At 68.1% G+C, this 17,878-nt stretch carries 12 protein-coding genes and 2 pseudogenes; 12 read left to right on the top strand and 2 right to left on the bottom strand.

Annotation, left to right across the window (positions count from 1 at the left end; genetic code table 11):
- Nucleotides 1-34: 34 nt before the first annotated feature.
- A pseudogene (locus tag JT362_RS35495) lies at nucleotides 35-876 on the bottom strand (DUF2637 domain-containing protein).
- Between the two features lie 691 nt (nucleotides 877-1,567).
- Here JT362_RS35495 and JT362_RS31180 point away from each other — a divergent pair.
- The 7 genes and pseudogenes from JT362_RS31180 to JT362_RS31150 form a co-directional block, all read left to right on the top strand.
- Nucleotides 1,568-1,882: pseudogene (locus tag JT362_RS31180) on the top strand (transposase); the annotation flags it as partial.
- A 54-nt stretch (nucleotides 1,883-1,936) separates the two neighbouring features.
- A complete protein-coding gene (locus JT362_RS31175) occupies nucleotides 1,937-2,635 on the top strand; it encodes a vWA domain-containing protein (RefSeq protein WP_311202777.1) in 699 nt (232 codons plus the stop codon).
- Nucleotides 2,636-2,691: 56 nt separating this feature from the next.
- Complete coding sequence (locus JT362_RS31170) at nucleotides 2,692-4,035, top strand: protein kinase domain-containing protein (protein WP_260195452.1); 1,344 nt, start codon at nucleotides 2,692-2,694, stop codon at nucleotides 4,033-4,035.
- Between the two features lie 4 nt (nucleotides 4,036-4,039).
- Nucleotides 4,040-7,393: a DEAD/DEAH box helicase gene (locus JT362_RS31165; RefSeq protein WP_260195451.1), complete on the top strand. Its 3,354-nt coding sequence runs from the start codon at nucleotides 4,040-4,042 to the stop codon at nucleotides 7,391-7,393.
- A gap of 7 nt (nucleotides 7,394-7,400) precedes the next feature.
- Nucleotides 7,401-8,921: a hypothetical protein gene (locus tag JT362_RS31160; RefSeq protein ID WP_260195450.1), complete on the top strand. Its 1,521-nt coding sequence runs from the start codon at nucleotides 7,401-7,403 to the stop codon at nucleotides 8,919-8,921.
- The gene (locus tag JT362_RS31155; RefSeq protein ID WP_260195449.1) at nucleotides 8,902-11,304 is read left to right on the top strand and encodes an AAA family ATPase; all 2,403 of its coding nucleotides are present in this window, start codon (nucleotides 8,902-8,904) and stop codon (nucleotides 11,302-11,304) included. The genes JT362_RS31160 and JT362_RS31155 overlap by 20 nt, the downstream gene beginning before the upstream one ends.
- Before the next feature lie 2 nt (nucleotides 11,305-11,306).
- Nucleotides 11,307-13,256 carry a hypothetical protein gene (locus JT362_RS31150; protein WP_260195448.1) on the top strand — a complete coding sequence of 650 codons (1,950 nt, stop codon included), beginning with the start codon at nucleotides 11,307-11,309 and terminating at the stop codon, nucleotides 13,254-13,256.
- On the opposite strand, the gene JT362_RS35685 is transcribed toward JT362_RS31150, so the two are convergent.
- Nucleotides 13,169-13,522 (bottom strand): hypothetical protein, encoded by a 354-nt coding sequence (locus tag JT362_RS35685; RefSeq protein ID WP_375546584.1) that lies wholly within the window; start codon nucleotides 13,520-13,522, stop codon nucleotides 13,169-13,171. The genes JT362_RS31150 and JT362_RS35685 overlap by 88 nt on opposite strands.
- A 343-nt stretch (nucleotides 13,523-13,865) precedes the next feature.
- On the opposite strand from JT362_RS35685, the gene JT362_RS31140 reads away from it, so the two are divergent.
- The 5 genes from JT362_RS31140 (at nucleotide 13,866) to JT362_RS31120 (ending at nucleotide 17,857) form a co-directional block, all read left to right on the top strand.
- Nucleotides 13,866-14,609, top strand: coding sequence for a CRISPR-associated endonuclease Cas3'' (locus JT362_RS31140; RefSeq protein WP_260195552.1), 744 nt, complete (start codon nucleotides 13,866-13,868; stop codon nucleotides 14,607-14,609).
- Between the two features lie 105 nt (nucleotides 14,610-14,714).
- Nucleotides 14,715-15,950, top strand: a complete 1,236-nt coding sequence (istA, locus tag JT362_RS31135) for an IS21 family transposase (protein WP_260195551.1) — start codon at nucleotides 14,715-14,717, stop codon at nucleotides 15,948-15,950.
- A complete protein-coding gene (gene istB, locus JT362_RS31130) occupies nucleotides 15,950-16,618 on the top strand; it encodes an IS21-like element helper ATPase IstB (RefSeq protein WP_311202776.1) in 669 nt (222 codons plus the stop codon). The genes istA and istB overlap by 1 nt, the downstream gene beginning before the upstream one ends.
- 40 nt (nucleotides 16,619-16,658) lie before the next feature.
- Entirely contained in the window at nucleotides 16,659-16,976 is a 318-nt protein-coding gene (locus JT362_RS31125; protein ID WP_260195447.1) for a transposase, read from the top strand.
- A 47-nt stretch (nucleotides 16,977-17,023) separates the two neighbouring features.
- The gene (locus JT362_RS31120; RefSeq protein ID WP_260195446.1) at nucleotides 17,024-17,857 is read left to right on the top strand and encodes an IS3 family transposase; all 834 of its coding nucleotides are present in this window, start codon (nucleotides 17,024-17,026) and stop codon (nucleotides 17,855-17,857) included.
- Nucleotides 17,858-17,878: the final 21 nt, after the last annotated feature.

Below are 17,878 nucleotides of genomic sequence, written 5' to 3'. Positions count from 1 at the left end.
CATCTGTATGCATAGCCCAGTATGTCGACAGCACTCACTTGACTTCGACGCCCCTGCACACCGATCTGGAGCGCTGATCAGCCGCCGCGTCATCCGTAATGCGGCCCTGCCGTCGCCACTCCCGCAGAACGCGACGGCCATAGTTTGTTCGTGCCCGCGATCCGGTCCAGCTCCGCGCCGGTCGGCGTGCGCCTCTTGGCCCGCTCGGTCATGTAGTACGCCCACATCTGCTGTTCGGCGGTCGGGGCGGCCCGTGGCCGCGCCGCCTACGGGCCCGCCCCGCGACCCACCCCCCACCCCGTCGCTGGCCCCGCTCGGTATTGTAGTACGCCCACTTCTGCGGTTCGGCGGGCGGCTCGGCCTGTGGCCGCGCCTCGTCCGGGACCTCCGCGAGACGCACCACCGACCCGGTCTCGTGCCGGTCTCGTCCGTCTCGGTGGTCTCGATGCTGGTCTCGTTCGCGGTCTCGGCGCGGTGCCGCTTGAGCGCGCGGTTGAGCAACTCGACCGCCAACAGCAGCGCCAGCGGCGGGCACGCCGCCACCGCCACGGCGAACACACTCAGCTCCGGGGCCGCCGCCACGTTCGCGCACAGCGACAGCACGATGCCAAACACGAAGGACAACCAGGCCGCCCACCGGCCACCGGCACGGCGGCCGTAACCGGTGGTCTTCCACAACTCGACCGTGGCCGTGGTCAGGATGCCGTCCACGATCAACGGCCAGATCGCCGCCGTGGCCTCATCGGCACCGAACCTCAAGGCGAACTCGCGGCCGTGCCGGTAAGAGGCGTATGCCGCGCCGAGCGCGACCAGCGCTGTGCACGCGCACTGCACCCACAGCGCGCGGTCCCTCCGAGGGGTAGCCGTGGCGCTCACCGCAGCACACCTCCCGCCGCGCGGCGCTCGTCGTCCGGGCAGCAGCCGACGCAGGCGAACACCTGCGAGCCGGTCACCGACCGACCCACCGGCACATGCGGAACCCGGACACGGAGGTAGTCAGCTCCGCACACCACGCAGGCCAGCCGTCGGCCTGCACGGCCGTCGACCCGGTAATGATCGTGCGGTGCCTCATCGGGAACCACCCGCCGCGAGAAGACGGGTGCCTACCGGGCGGATCGTGATCTCAGGGCCTTCGACCAACACTTCGCGGTTCGTATGCTGAAGCGTTAGGCCCACTCATAAGTTGCTCACGGGAAACGCCCGCTGACCTGCGAAGGCATGGTCGGCGGGCGATCTTGTTTCCTCGGCACTTGTGGACAGCCGCATCTAAACTGGGCCAAAACTGGAGCACGGTCATGATCACCCCGAAATGGGGACATGATAGTGCTCCAGTTGGCGTGCCTGGTGTCTTGAGGATCGCCGTGGTGGCCCGGCGGTGGGATCGAACGCCGTCCTGTGTGCGAATTGCCTGGGATCTCATGTCAGGGAGCCGGGTGGGGTGGTGTGCCGGGGCGGAACGGCCTGGTCGTTGGTCGGGACTGCCGCCGCCAGGGACGCGAACCCGAACCCGCTGGTTAAGACCACGTCTCGCGTGGATTTGATGATCTTGGGTTTATGATCTCGGGCCGTGGTTGATCGGTTGTCGTTGCGGTTGGTGCCCGACGAGTTGTGGTCGTTGGTGGAGCCGTTGGTTCCGGAGTTCCGATCCCGTCCACAGGGTGGTGGGACGGCCCCGTTGCCGGCTCGTTCGGTGTTCACCGCGATCGTGTACGTGCTGACCAGCAGATGTTCATGGCGGGATCTGCCGCCCTCGTTCGGGGTACCGTTTCAGACCGCGCACCGTCGCTTCAGCCAGTGGACCAAGGCCGGGTTGTGGCGCCAACTCCATCACGCGGTACTGGACGAGTTGGGTAGCCAGGGGTTGATCGACTGGTCCCGAGCTGAGACACTGTGCGGTTCTGCCGAACTAGGATAACGGCTCCGCTACGGTATCTGCATGTCATGGGGAGGACCTGTCGAAATGGAACGCTCTTCCGAAGAGGACTCGTTGCTGTCGACGCGGAGCCGGCGGCAGCCTCGTCCGATGCCGATCATCGTGCTCGCCGACGTGAGCGGCAGTATGCAGGGGGAGAAGATCGCGTTATTGAACCGCAGTGTCGAGGCGATGCTGCGGGCGTTCGCGGACGAGGATTCGGCCCGTGGGGAGATCCACGTGGCGGTGATCGCGTTCGGTGGGCAGACCGCGCGGTTGCATCAAGCCATGACGCCGGCTTCGCGGGTTTCCTGGTCGGACATGGAGGCTGCAGGCAGAACACCGCTCGGCGCCGCGTTCGACGTCGCCAGTGCGGTGCTCGACGATTCGGACGCCGTTCCGGTGAGGTCCTTCCCGCCTACGCTGATCCTGGTTTCCGACGGCGCTCCGACGGACGACTGGACTGAGCCGTTCGACGCGCTCGTGTCCAGCAGGTGGGGTAGCAAGGCGCTGCGGGTGGCGGTGGGAATCGGGGCGGACCGGACCGAGGAGGCGGTTCGCGTGCTCGCCGACTTCGGCGCTCCTGGGCTGCCGGTCATGCGTGCCGACCAGGTGCATGAAATCCCTGGCCTCTTCCGCTGGGTGACCGCCACGGTCACCGGCAAACTGCATGAACACACCGGTGGGAAAGCGGTGAGACTGGCCGACCTGGATATGTCGTGAGCGGATTTCTATTGCCGGGGCACGATCCGGCGAAATGGCCGGCGAGGGTGCGTGGCGTGAGCGGGCGAAACTACGATCTGGTGCTCGACAAGCCGTTGGGACAGGGTGGCGAGGGAACGGTGTTTCGTACCACCCTCGGCCGGCTCGCCGTCAAGTTGTGCCAGGTCGACGACGACCCGACCGTCGCGGCCGACCTGGCCGCCCGGCTAACCAAGCTGAGCTGGCTGCCACTGGACGGCATACCGATCAGCCGGCCGGAGGAGAGCCTGGCCGAGCCGCACGCCGGGTACGTGATGCCGCTGCTTGCGGACATGGTCGCGTTGCGGACGATCTGCGATCCGCCCAGGGGCGACCTCGGTCCGTGGTACGCGCGGGGTGGCGGGCTGCGCAGGCGGTTACGGCTGCTGGCGCGGTGTGCCGAGGTGCTCGGTCTGCTCCACGGCAGGGGAATCGTCTACGGCGACGTGTCACCAGGCAACGTGCTGATCTCCGCACCGGTCGACCACGCCGAGGTGTGGTTCGTGGACGCGGACAACCTCCAGCTGGAGAGCGCGGTGCTCGGCCGGCGGCTGGTGACCCCGTTCTACACCGCGCCGGAGGTACTGCGCGGCCAGACCGGCAACACCGTCCACAGCGACGTGTACTCGTTCGCGGTCATCGCCTTCGAGACGCTTATGGCCAACCATCCGCTGCTTGGCGACCTGGTGGCGAACGGCCCGGTGGAGTACGAAGACGACGTCCAACGTGGTCTCCTGCCGTGGGTCGGGCACCGTACGGACGACCGCAACCGCAGCACCCAGGGCGGTTTCTCGTCGCGATCCATCCTCACCGCGAAGCTGCGCGAGCTGTTCGCCCGCAACTTCGAGGACGGTCTGGCGGACTGGCGACGGCGTCCGGCGGCGGGCGAGTGGGCGGACGCGCTGTGGCGGGCTGCGGACCTCACGGTGGTATGCCCGTCGTGCGCGCAGACCTACTACGGCACGGCCGAGCACTGCCCATGGTGCAAGGCCTCGCCGCCACCGGTCGTCGCCCTTCAGGTGCTCGATCAGTTTCCCGCGCCGGACATGGTCGGGAAACCACACATCGACGATCCGCACTGGTTCGTCCTAGTGCAGCAACGGCACGATGTCATCGTTCGATCGCGACTCGTCCACCGGGGAGACGTCGAGCCGGACGCCGCCGTCCTGCGGGTGTCGTGGAACGGCGGCGGCGAGGTGGTCGTCCGCAATCTCGGCGGAACCGTCCGTCGGGTGCCCGAACGTGGTGGCAACGGCAGGCAGGTACACCCGGGCGGCAGGGAGGTCGAGCAGTTGGCGGCGCCGTGGCGCTACCACTTCGGCCCCGAACGGCATCACCACCGGGTTCTCGAGATTCGGCCCACCGAGCCGGTGGCGAGGTGAGGTGATGTTCGCGAACCAGCTTCAGGTCGGCGAGGTCGACATGGTCGAGTTCATCGTGCCCTCGGCCCAGGTGCCGTCGTGGTTGACGACGCTGATTCGCAAACCCAAACTCGCCCAACCGAACGAGGTCTCGGTGACCCAGGCGGGACCGGGCGCGGGATATGACGCCGTGCTGCGCCATTCCGACGGTAGCCGGCTCCGGGCGCGTGCGGTCGACCGGGCGCGGCTTAACCTGTTCGCTACCCAGGGCCGTGCTGTGGCCAGTTGGATCGCGCAGGCAAGGCAGTCCGGACACGACGACATCCGGGTGATGGTCCAGTGCCACGGGTTCGCCAGTATGCCGTTGCTCGAGCCGTTGAGTGTCAGTGTCGACGACGAGGTCGCCAGGCTGGTCCGCACCGAGCTGCGGTCCGACGGAGCGCCGTTCGAGGACGTCGCGCGGTGGTTGCGCGAGCAGTTCGCGCTGCCCGCCGCACCGGGCCGAGGCCGGCAGCGCCTGGTGCACAGTGGCGGGCCGAGCGTCGACCCCTGGGGAGGTCTCGGGGCGTTCACGATGCACGGCGTTCGGTGGGTCGCCGACGTCGTCATCACCGAGGACCGGCTGTGCATCGTGCGCATGACCGACAACCGGCCGCTGCCCAAGTTCGTCCGGCTCAGTGAGGTCGAGCTGACCTTCACCGACCGGACCTCCGCCGCGCTGGCTGGTGAGAAGGTGCGCGCCGCGCTGGCCGGTCTCGCCGACGGCGCCCGCCCGTACATGGAGATGTGGAGCGAGTACAACAACATCGAGCGGGACGCGATCATCGAGGAGGCTCTGCGCCTCAAGTGGGGGCAGTACCGGGGATGGCAGGTTCAGGCCGACGGGGTCATCGAGTTCCAGCTCCATCCGGGTGACCGGGCCGCCGAGTTTCTTCGTGCCGCGGCGTCCTACGACGGAAAGCTGGAGCTGGAGGCTGCCGCCGATCCGCCGCCGGAGATTGCCGGGCCGGGGGGCAATAGGTCCTCCGGCACGCGAGGTGTCGTGGAGAGCGTCTCGCGGCTGAACTGGACGGTCAACCTCACGCTGCCCCAGGACGGTGACCGGCCCGACCCGCCGCCGTTCGGCTATCTTTTCCGGTCGCTTTCCGGTGACCGCACCCGGTTGCGGCGGCGAGACGAGGCACGTGACCGCATCTGGTCGGGGCAGGCGGAGATGCGTGGGCTGGCGTTGCTGTTCGAGGGGCAACCGGATCCGAACGCGCGGCAGCGGGTCGACAGGAACTACGACCGGGTGCTGACCGCTGCGGTGCGGGAGGCGTTCGGTGGCAAGGATCCGACGAGCTCCCAGCTGGAGGCGCTGAAGCTGGCGTTGCGGACACCGGACATCGTGCTGGTGCAGGGACCGCCGGGAACCGGGAAGACGCAGTTCATCACCGCGTTGCTGCGTGCGTTGGACCTGTTGGGGGATAACGCGTTGGCCCTGAACCGCACCCTGATCACCAGCTTCCAGCACGATGCGGTGGACAATGTCGCCGGGCGGGCAAGGCACCGGGGACTCCCGCCGACCAGGGTCGACTCGCAGCTCGCCCGCCGCCGCCAGCATGCGCGCGAATGGCGGACCGAGACGCTGGCCGTGGTCAACGGCTACCTCGCCGAGCACCGGCGCAGTGCGCTGCGCCGGGAGGAGGTCAACCAGCTTCGGCAACTCGCGGCGAGCATCGGTGACCGACCGGTCGGCGACGCCGACCTCGTCGGCATCCTGGACACCGCGAAGCGGCTCGCCGGGGACGACCTGCCCGCACGGCTGCGTGGCCGGATCGAGCGGGCGCGCTCGGCGATCACCGGCAGGATTCGCGGCCGGCATTCGTTGACCACGAAGGAACTGGCGGCGGCGAGCGCGACCATCCGGTCGATCAGGGCGATCGATGTCGCCTTCGCCGACGACGGGCCGGCCAGGGCCGCCTTCGCCCTCTCGCGGCTCACCGAGCTCGGGCTGCTCGACGAGAACGACAAGGCGCTGCTCGAGCTGGCAGGAGACAGTGAGCCAGATGGCGGCATGCCACTGGTGGCCGATCTCGCGAAGCTCCGGTTGTCCCTGCTGGACGGGCTGCGCTCCGGCGGGCTGAACCTGACCGGCCCGACCCGCGACCCGGAGGTCGAGACCCTGCTCGACCAACTCGCCGAGGCGGTGGCGGAGGCCACGACCGAGCACGTCGACAGTGCGGACGACGTGCTGCTCGCCTACCGCGCCGATCTCGCCGAGGACCTCGCCGAGGTGGAGTCGACGCTCGGCGCGTACAACTCGGTACTCGCATCGACCGTGCAGCAGGCACAGTCGATGGAGATGAACCGGGTGCTCGACGCGCCGCTGCCGGTGTTCGAGACGGTCATCGTCGACGAGGCGGCCCGGGCGAACCCGCTCGACCTGATGATTCCGCTGTCCTGTGCGCGAACCCGCATCGTGCTGGTCGGCGACCACAAGCAGCTGCCGCACGTGCTCGAGCAGAAGGTGGAACGCGAACTGCTCCGGAACAGGAAGGCGGACACCGCGGACCTGTCGACGAGTCTGTTCGAGCGCTGGTTCACCATGTTCGGCGAGCAGGATGCGAAGATCCGCACCATCCGGCTGGACACGCAGTTCCGGATGCACCCCGACCTCGGCCGGTTCGTCAGCGAGGTGTTCTACGGCGGGCCAGAGGCCATCAGGTCGCACCCGTCTACCGAGTCGCTGACGCACGACCTGTCGCCGTACCGGGGCAAGGTCGCCGGGTGGATCGACGTGCCGCTCGCCTCGGGTGGTGAACAGCGGTCGGGCACCAGCAGGGTGCGCCTCGTCGAGGCGGAACGGCTCGTGCGGGAGCTGGCCCGGCTCGTCGAGCTCGACACCGAGGAGACGTTGACCTTCGGGCTGATCACGTTCTACAAGGCGCAGAAGGAGGCCATCGAAGCGGAGCTGGTCAGTGCCGAGCTCGGCGTGATGAACGACGACGACGAGTTCGAGCCGGCGAGGAAGCTGCAGTGGACCAGGGAGGAGAAACCCAGACCGCGGTTGCGGGTCGGCACGGTGGATGCGTTCCAGGGCATGGAGTTCGACGTCGTGCTGCTGTCGGTCACCCGCAGCAGCGAACCGCCGGAGGGACCGGTGCGGGTCGACGAGGCGATTCGTCGCTACGGCCACCTGTTGCGGGACAGCCGGATGTGTGTCGCGATGAGCAGGCAACGCAGGTTGTTGATCGCGGTCGGCGACGCCGCGATGGCGGACCGCTCGGCGCTGCCGGTCCAGGAGAACGAGCGCGGCGAGACGCGGTCGATGGGCGAAGGGCTGGTCGCGTTCCTGGAGTTGTGCGAGGGGGAGTCCGGTGCCGGCATTCGGACCTGAGACGCCAGTGCTGTTGCCCAACCAGGTCGAGCCGAAGGGTGCCCGGCGCTGGATTCTCTGGCCGACGCTGCAGTACCGGGTGGTCGCGCCACTTGTGCACGAGCAGCGGCTCAACATGTTCCAGCGAGCCGTCCTCGGTCTCGCCCGTGCCGGGGTCCGCGACCGGACGGACATCGGCCGCCTGCTCGGCCTCGAACCGGGGTTGGTCGGCCTCGTCCACGCCGATCTCCGCCAATTGTCCTATATGGACGCAAGGGGGGCGGTGACACTGTCCGGTCGGGCCGCGCTCAAGGACGGGTTCCTTGACCCGACCAGGACCATCGTCACGTTCGTCTACCAGGACCCGTTCACCGGAACGCTGTGGCCGGCGTCCACGACGCGGCCGGAGTACGCGCTGGTTGAGTGGCGTCATCGGCTGGCCGTCACCGTCCAGCTGCGAACACCTGGGGCGCCGATGAGCATCCGCGCGTTGCCGGTGCCGGTGCCGGACGACGTTCATGCGGCCGTCGAGCCGCCGAGCCATGAACAGGTCGTCGAAGCGGTCGGTCGCGGAGAGAAGGTCAACCGGCGCGGCGAGAAGGCACGCGCGTGGGCCTCGCCCCCGCCTGACCGCGTGGTCACCCGGGTCTCGATGATCAACACCGGGCAGCCGGTCTACGTCCCGGTCGAGCTGCGGCTGCGCAGGCGAACCGAGAACGGGGTGGAGAGCGTCAGCTGGGTGGCACACAGCCCGTTCACCGGACGCCAGAGCACCTACCTACGCCGGCTCGTCGCCACCCGCGCCCTGAGGTGGTCTGCGCTCGGTACGCGCATCGACGAGTTCGTCGGTCAGCGCAGCGACGCGCTGCTCGTCGAGTACGACCAGCTGGATGTCGCCCTACGGCAGACTCTCGGGGAGTCGATCGAGCGAAGGTTCACGCCGAGACTTCGGGAACACAGGTATCGCTACGAGCTGCTGGTCCTGCTTGAGCGCGACATCAGCCGCCTGCGCCTGCATTCCGGGCGATCTCCGGTGCTCGGTGACGTCGTCCGCAACTCGTGGCAACTGCACGAGTCAATCCTGCGGGAAATAGTCGCCGATCATCCCGTCACCGAGGCGGCAATGCGGAGGATCGACGAACCGCTGCGCCCGTACCTGGGGGAATGTTGCCGTGCGATCGGTCTGCTGTACTCCCAGCATGAGCATCTCCGGGTGGCCGACCCACCGGCGATCCGCTCCGCCCTGCGGAAGCCGCGGGATGCCAAGACACCCCCACTGCTCGCCGCCGCGTTGATCTCCGCCGTCAACGGCGGCGCGAACCACCCGTTTCGGCAGTTGGCCGCCGTTCGGCCGAAGCTGCTGACCCAGCTGACGTTCCTGTCCGGCGACCGGAACAAGGTCTCGCATGCCGATCCGGTGGAGCTGAACCGCGCGTCCGCGGAGACGGCATGGGAACTCGCCCAGGAAATCACTGCGGCCTATCTGGGGCAGCCGCTACCCGACCTGTCTGGAAAGGACCACGTCATCCATGGCGAAGAAGAGGAATAGTCGACGCCAGCACAACAGCCCCTCGGGTGGGCGCCGGCCGACGCCCTCGACGAACGGCCAGCCCTCCACCCGGCAGCAGAGAGCGGCCGACGTGCGCCGTGCGGTGACTCGGGCCGGGCAGACCAACGAGCTCACCGCCGCGCTCGCGGCCGAGGGGGTGACCGAGCCGGTGACACTCCCCGAGGTGCCTCCGGTCAACGGTCAGGTCACCGACGACCAGCTGCTCGCCGCCTATGACGCGCTCGACGCGCAGACCGAGCTGTACAGGAAACTCGCTGACAAGGCCGCCGAGCGGGAACGGCTCGCCGAGACTCGGGCCGCTGAGCTGGCGAAGCTGCGCGAGACCGCCCACACGGAACGGACCCAGGCTGAGGACGCCCGAGCCACCGCGGAGCGGCTGCTCACCGAGGCCACCGCGAAGACAACCGAACTCGCCGACCGGGAGCAGCGGGTGCGCGACCGCGAGCAGGAAGCCGAGACCGGGTTCGCCGAGCGGGCCGCGGCGGCACACCAGCGGCTCACCGAGGAACTGCGGCAGCGGGAGACTGAAAGCCACGCGAAGCTCGCCGCCGACGCCGCCGAGCTGGCGCGGGAGCGCGAGGCCGCAGAGAAGGAACATCAGCGCGTCCGCACGGAGCTGGAGCAGGCCGACGAGCGCCTGGACCTGGCCAGAAGGGCGCTGAACCGGGACCGGATCGCTCTGGAACGGCAACAGGCCGCCCTGGAGGACGAGATCTCCGCGCGCGCGGAGATAGCGGTGGCCGAGAGCGACCGCCAGCGGCACCTGGCGGAGATCAGGGCCGAGTCGGCGGGCCAGCTCGTCGACGAGCTCAGCGAGCAGCTCCGCAGGTACGAGATCGACCTGCGCCAGTTCGCGAACACCGACCCCCGCCAGTTGCAGGATCAGCTCGATCGGGTCAAAGCGGAGAACACGGACCTGCGAGACAGGCTGGCCGCACGGCTCGACGACGACGACCTCGACCGGTTGCGCCGGCTGGAGCGGGAGAACAGTGAGCTGAAGGCACTGCGGGAGAAGCTCGAGTACGAGACGCAGGAACTCCGGGGCGCCGCGCTGGCAGACCGGATCAACAACCTCCAGGTAGCCCAACTCCGCGACGCCGAACAGCACTACGCGGTGCTGACCAGGGGATACGAGACACGCATCGCCGAGCTGCGGGCCACTGTCGAGGATTTGTACCGGGACCGCCCCGAGTTGGGCACTCCTCTGTTCCCGAAGTGCGTCGGCATGGACGACGACGAGGCGCTGAACGACCACGGTGAGCTGGTCACCGACCCGCCCGATCTCGCAGAGCTGGCACGGAACCTGCAGTCCACGATGCTCGCCAGGAGCACGCGCGCATACCGGCTCAACGACGTCTGCCTGATGCTCGGTGGGCTGGCCATGAGCAGGCTGCATCTGCTCGAAGGAATGAGTGGCATCGGCAAGACCTCGCTGCCGCGCGCGCTCGCCGCCGCACTCGGCTCGCACTGCACCGTCGTGGAGGTGCAGGCGGGCTGGCGGGACCGCGCGGACCTGTTCGGACACCACAACACCTTCGAAGGCCGATTCGAGGAGTCGGAGTTCCTGCAGGCGCTCTACCTCGCGCAGACGCCGCGATACCGGCACCGGCCGTTCTTCGTCGTCCTGGACGAGATGAACCTCTCCCGTCCGGAGCAGTACTTCTCGGTGATCCTGTCCAAGCTGGAGAACGACGACGGCAAGCCGATCCAGTTGGTCACCAAGAGCAGCGGGCGGGAGCCGGAGCTGCTGCGGGAGGGCGGCACCAGCATCGCGCTGCCGGACAACGTGTGGTTCGTCGGCACCGCGAACCAGGATGAGTCCACCCTGGAGTTCGCGGACAAGACCTACAACCGGGCGCACGTGATGGAGCTGCCTGCCCAGCGCCCGTGGGTGGAGAACACCAGCGCCAGGGAGGATCAGCCATTCGGGACCGAGGCACTCCGCAGGGCGTTCGGCTCGGCCAGGCAACGGCACCGGACGGCGGTGCAGGAGGCGAGGAGGTTCGTCGCCGCGCTGGCCGATCCGTTGTACGAGCACGGCCGGATCGCCGTGACCCCGCGGGTCACGGGTCAGGTCGACCGGTTCGTTCCGGTGGTGGTCGCCGCGCGGCACGACGTGGGGAAGGTCGACGCGCGGTACGACTACGGCGACGGCGACCAGGACGGGCTCGCCCTGGCGGTCGACCACTTCGTCGCAACCAAGGTGCTGCGCCAGCTGCGCGGGCGCTACGACGCGAACGAGCAGCGGATCGGGGCGCTGAAGACGGCTGTCGAGGAACAGTGGCGGGACATCGGGTTCGGTGGCGACCCGGTGCGCTGCCACCGGGTCCTGGACGAGGAGATCCGGCGCAGGGAAGGCTGATCGTGCGACACGCCAACACCCGCGACGACGGCCGGCCGGACGAGCTCGTTCTCGCCGCGGTGACGCACATCGGCGACGAACTGCTGGCTGACTCGACCGTCGCCGCATGGGCCGAGGCGAACATGTTCGTCCCCGACGTCGCCGACCGGGCGGTCCTGAACGATCTCGATCTGGCCACGATCAGGGAGACCGACGCCCTCCGTGCCGTCTGCTGGAACCCACACGACCGGCTCGACTCGACCACCGAGCTCGTTCGCGCTGGCATGGCCAGGCGGGTCCCGCCGGCCGGACTCACCAGGCTGGCCGAGCACACCGAGGACTGGGCCGGGTTCGAGCACGGCCGGATCCACCCGCTGCGCCTCGTGTCCATGCGGTACGTCGAGCAGCTCGACTTCTACGAGAACCGCGTCGCCGCGCAGCTGGTCGATTGCCTGCGCGCGCACCTTTCCCGCCGGATCCGTGAGCTGACCGAACTGGCCAACGGGCTCATCAGCTACGACGAGTTCCAGCAGTCGCTGCGCCGGCCACAGAACTGGCGCAAGCGCGAACGGCTGTCGACGTTGCTGGCGGCGACGGTCGGCGAGACGACGGAGGCCGCCCCGCTCATTCAGGAAAGCCTGCGTGAGCTGCGCGACGTCAGGAGGAAAGTGCTCGCACTGCGCGGTTCGCCGGCATACCAACGGGCCAACCGTCGGGTGCGGCTGCCGGTGCGGTTGGCGCGCACCAACCTGTTCAGCAACGAGTCCCGCTATCGCCGTGTCGGCACGCTGTGGGAAAGCTGGGCGCTCTACGATGCGACCGCGAGGGATCAGCAACGGCAGGTTGACGAGCGTTTTCTCGACGGCTATGACGCCTACGTCGCCGCACTCGCTATGCGTGCCTTCGAAACGCTCGGCTACGAGCCGGTCACTCCCGCCGGACCGGCGCCCCGGCCAGGCGTGACCGTCCGGATCGCGGCGCCCGCGCGGGAGCTGACGGTGACGATCGACGGTGACGGCGCCATCCTGGTGTCCGCCGGCCCGGACGTGCTGGTCCGGATCCTCGCGCTCGGCCACGACCTGTCCGCACCCGCGCCGGAGCCGGTGGTGCTGGACCGCGTGCGCAGGTTGCACACGGCGGCTGCCACGGATCCCACGCCACTGATCGTCGCGTACCCCGGGCTGCGCTCCGATCGGGAGCGACTGCCCACCTCGATCCGACGCCGGCTCTACTCGATACGCCCCCGACTCGCCGGGAAGGCGGCAACGGGCCCGTTCGCCGTCATACCCATGACTCCACTTGAGATCGAGAGCGTCGAGCGCCTGGCGCGCGCACTGCGGTGGATCGTGCTCGGCCTGCCGATGGTCACCGGATATCCCGTTCGGGTACCGGTGGCCAAACGGACGCCCCGGCCGGACGCCGACTGGTTCCGAACCACGAACAAGAGCATCGAGCTAGCCCGCCGCCCCGCCGAGTCCGAACTGGCGGAGTTCGTCGAGGTCTTCAAACAGCAGACCCATCACGGCCGTGCTCGCTTCGACAAGCGGCACGAAGAGTTCATCGAGGGTCTTCGTGCCTCCCTTCGAACGGGCGCGGCGAAGTTCGACCTGTACACCTGCTGCCCACTGTGCGGTGGCCAGGCGACGGAGTTCGAACCACGTCGCGACGACACATTCCAGTGCCGGTGCCTGGCCTGCAAGACCGCGTGGTGGGGCACCAGAACCTGCGCGAACTGCCAGGAGCGATACCCGATTCTGTGGCCAGGTGAGACAGTCGCCGGCGTGCGTGACGCGGACGCACTCGACCTGGCCCTGGGCGCAGACATTCTCAGTTCACCCTGCCCGGCCGGTGAACCGGCCCAGCGCTTTCGTTGCCCGTGGTGCGGCTACTGCCAGGGCTCACCGGACTGTGGCTGCGCCCCAACTGACGTGGCGGTCAGCGCAGCAACCTGCCGCCCGTCTCTGGCAGGGTGAGGACGACCACGAAGGCGATCGCCGCTCCCGCCCGCCACGTACCAGAAGAAGGCGACGGCCATGCCCGGGTTGGACAGGTCGCTGATCAGCAGCGGGGCAGTGCCACCGAAGGTGGCCACGGTGATACGCACGAACCACCACGTGCCGAGTTCGCCGTCCTGCTGGGACCGGTCGAGAGCAGGCGCGAGCAGGGTCGAGCCGGTGTGCTTCGCCATGGGCGGTTCGGTGAACTCGACCAGATAGTGGTGTCCGGACTGCAGACCCATCGTTCGATCGGCACTCCGCCGTTGTCGAGTGGCATGAGTTCAGGTCAGTTTCAATGAATCCGTGATTGCTGAAGTGGGTTCGCGTGCAGTGAGGAGCCGTTCTGATTGTCGACCGGTTCAGCCTGCGGTCACACTCGCGTCTTCCGCGAAAATCGCGACATTCGGTGTTCACGTCTGCAGCGCTGCCGGAGTGTCTGTGGCTGCTTGTACGGTGCGCGCGGTTGGCCAAGTAGGCCGGGTGTGCTGATGGGGATGTGATGGGTTCTGTTGTGGTGGATCAGGTGTGGGCGTACAGCGTGAATCGTCGTGGTGTGCGGCATGGGTTGGTGACTTCACGCTCGGAATGTGGCGGCGCTTGCTGAGCGTTTCGAGGGCGTTTTCGGTGGTGGGGAGGTGGCCTGGTGGCTGGGGTTTGTTGCATGACGTCGGGAAGACGTCGGGCGTGTGGCAGGAGCGGCTGGCCGCAGTGGAGGGCACCCGTGTTCGGGTCGGCTTGGACCACAAGTTCCTGGGAGTGCGGTTGGCACAGGACCGCGGCCTTGGTGTGTTCGCGGTGTGTGCTGCGGGACACCATGGTGGGTTGAGAACGCGGGCCGACGTGGCGGAGCGGCTGGCCGGCTTGTCGGACGAGGAACTCGCGAGCTGCGCTGACGCGGACCGGGTGGCAGCGCTGTTGTTTCCTGAGCTGCGCGGTGTTGAGCCGGAGCCCATCCCCGAGCTGTGGCGCAGAAATCCCTTGGTCGCGGAGATGGCGGTGCGGTTGGTGTTCAGCGCGTTGTGCGATGCGGACTTCCTGGACACCTCGGCGCACTTCGCTGGTACCGACCGGCCAGCGGTTCGCCCAGATGCCGACTTCACGTCCCTTGTGCACCGGTTCGAGCGGCGGAGGGCGGACTCGCTGCGCGACAAGGCGGCGTCGCCGATGGATCCGGTGCGCGAGGAGGTGTACCGGGCGTGCGTGGCCGCCGGGAAGCAGCGGCGGGGGCCGGGGTTCTTCCGGCTCGCGGCGCCGACAGGGGCGGGCAAGACGCTGGCGTCGGGGGCGTTCGCGTTGCACCACGCCGCGGCCCGGGGTGCAAGCGAGTGATCGTCGCGGTTCCGTTCGTGACGATCACCGAGCAGTGTCGGTTCCGCCTGAAGACTGACCCTCTGGTTCCGGGCGAATATTGACCCACCCATGAACGATCATGAGGTGTTGAACGTGGAGGACTGGGCGGAGATCCGCCGGTTGCATCGGGCTGAGGGGATGGCGATCCGGGCCATCGCTCGCAGGCTGGGGATCTCGAAGAACACGGTGAAGAAGGCGCTGGCCTCGCATGAGCCGCCGCGGTATGAGCGGGCGGCGAAAGGCTCGATCGTGGACGCGGTCGAGCCGCAGATCCGGGCATTGCTGGCGGAGTTCCCGGAGATGCCCTCGACGGTGATCTTGGAACGGGTCGGCTGGGAACGCGGAAAGACGGTGTTCTTCGAGCGGGTTCAGCAGCTGCGGCCGTTGTTCAGGCCGGCGGATCCGGCGTCGCGGACGGAGTACCAGCCGGGCGAGCTGGCGCAGTGCGACCTGTGGTTCCCGCCGGGGGACGTGCCGCGTGGGTTCGGGCAGACCGGTCGGCCGCCGGTGCTGGTGATGGTGTCGGGCTATTCGCGGGTGATCACTGCGGTGATGCTGCCGTCGCGGCAGTCGCCGGACCTGCTGGCCGGGCATTGGGCGCTGATCAGCGGCTGGGGCCGGGTCCCGAAGGCCCTGGTCTGGGACAACGAGTCCGCGGTCGGGCAATGGCGCGGCGGGAAGCCCCAGCTGACCGAGCCGATGAACGCGTTCCGCGGAACCCTCGGGATCCGGGTGATCCAGTGCCGGCCCGGCGACCCGGAGGCGAAGGGGCTGGTCGAACGGGCCAACGGCTATCTGGAGACCTCGTTCCTGCCCGGCCGGGCGTTCACCGGTCCGGGCGACTTCAACGCCCAGCTCGCGGGCTGGCTGCAGCGGGCGAACCAGCGCCAGCACCGCCGGCTGGGCTGCCGGCCGCTGGACCGGTGGGACGCGGACCGCTCGGCGATGCTGGCGCTGCCGCCGGTCGCGCCGGTGACCGGCTGGCGGTTGAGCACCCGCCTGCCGCGGGATCACTATGTCCGGCTCGATTCCAATGACTACTCGGTCCACCCGAGCGCGGTCGGCCGCCGGGTCCAGATCGTCGCGGACCTTGCCGAGGTCGTGGTGACCTGCGACAACACACCGGTTGCCCGGCATGCCCGCTGCTGGGCCAGCCACCAGAGCATCACCGACCCCGCCCACGCGGCCGCGGCCGCCCGGATGCGCCAGGCCCGCCGTCTGGTCGCGGTTCCCAAGGCCGACACGAGCGTCGAGCACCGGGCCTTGACCGATTACGACCGCCTGTTCGGCCTCGCCGGCAGCGACGAAGGGATCGCCTGATGACCACCGCGAAAACGGCCGTGAAAACCAGCGGCCGCAACGTCGAGGGCGAGATCGCCTACCTCGCCCGAGCGCTGAAGGCCCCCTCGCTGGGCCAGGCCGTCGAACGGCTCGCCGAACGCGCCCGCGCCGAGTCCTGGACGCACGAGGAGTTCCTCGCCGCTTGCCTGCAACGTGAGGTGGCCGCGCGGGAGTCCCATGGCGGGGAGGGCCGGATCCGTTCCGCTCGGTTCCCGGCACGGAAATCGTTGGAGGAGTTCGATTTCGACCACCAACGCTCGCTCAAACGCGACACCATCACCCACCTCGGCACCCTGGATTTCATTGCCGGGAAAGAGAATGTGGTGTTCCTCGGGCCGCCCGGGACCGGGAAGACGCACCTGTCGATCGGGCTCGGGATGCGGGCCTGCCAGGCCGGGCACCGCGTCGCGTTCGCCACCGCAGCCGAGTGGGTTGCCCGCCTCGCCGACGCCAACCAAGCCGGGAAGCTGCAGGCTGAGCTGGTCAAACTCGGCCGGATCCCGCTGATCATCGTGGATGAGGTCGGCTACATCCCGTTCGAAGCCGAAGCAGCGAACCTGTTCTTCCAGCTGGTCTCGTCCCGCTATGAGCGGGCCAGCTTGATCGTCACCAGCAACAAACCGTTCGGCCGCTGGGGCGAGGTCTGAGCTTCCCCCCGTTGCCCGGACACCTCACCTGAGGTGACCTGTGGTCACCAGGGAGGATGTCTTCGTGCCTGCACCACACCCGCCTGAGTTCCGTCGTCGTGCTGTCGAGCTGGCTCGTGAGCAGACCAAATCGGTCGCTGAGCTGGCGAAGGATCTCGGGATCAGCGTGTCCTGTCTGCGGAACTGGATGTCCCAGGCCGAGACCGACGACAACGGCGGCAGCACTGGCCGGTTGACGAGCGCGGAGAAGAAGGAACTCGCTGAGCTGCGTAAGAAGAACCGGCAGCTCGAGATGGAGAACGAGATCCTGAAACGTGCTGCCGCCTACTTCGCGCGGGAGAACGTACTCCCAAAGTAATCTACCCGCTGGTCCGTGAACTCGCCGACGACAACATTGATGTCGCGGTGACCTGCCGGGTGTTACGCGTGTCTCGCTCCGGGTACTACGAATGGCGCGACCGGCCGGTGTCGGGTCGTGCCCGCGAGAACGAGTTGCTGGTGAAATATATCGAGCAGATCCACGCTGATTCACGCGGCACCTACGGGTCACCGAGGGTGCACGCAGAACTCACCCTGGGTTTGGGGATGTCCGTGAACCGGAAACGGGTCGAACGGCTCATGCGCCAGGCCGGCATCCAGGGCCTCTACCGGCGCAAACGGTCCTGGACCACGGTCCGTGACCCGGCAGCCGAACCGGCTCCGGACCTGGTCAACCGCCACTTCACCGTCGATGAACCAGACCGGTTGTGGATCACCGACATCACCGAACACCCCACCGGAGAAGGGAAGGTCTACTGCGCCGCGGTCATGGACGCCTACTCCCGCATGATCATCGGCTGGTCGATCAACAGTCACATGCGCACCGAACTCGTCACCGACACCCTCGGCATGGCCACCATTCGACGGCACCCCGACAATAACTCCACCATTCTGCATTCCGATCACGGTTCGCAATACACATCGTGGGCATTCGGCCAGCGTCTTCGCACCGCCGGGCTGCTCGCCTCAATGGGCACCGTCGGCGATTGCTACGACAACGCCATGATGGAATCCTTCTGGGGAACACTCCAACTCGAAGTCCTCGACCAAAAACAATGGCACACCCGAGACGAGCTTGCTAACGCGATATTCGAATGGATAGAGTGCTGGTACAACCCGAAACGCCGACACTCCAGCATCGGCATGCACAGCCCCGTCACGTTCGAAGCCCTGCACACCAGGTCAGACCAAGATCACTGACCCCACACCACTGGTGTCCGG

Source organism: Actinophytocola gossypii (assembly GCF_025165815.1).
Lineage (GTDB): Bacteria > Actinomycetota > Actinomycetes > Mycobacteriales > Pseudonocardiaceae > Actinophytocola > Actinophytocola gossypii.
The sequence above is the reverse complement of the archived record's forward strand: the minus strand, read 5'-3'. Positions and strand labels throughout refer to the sequence as shown.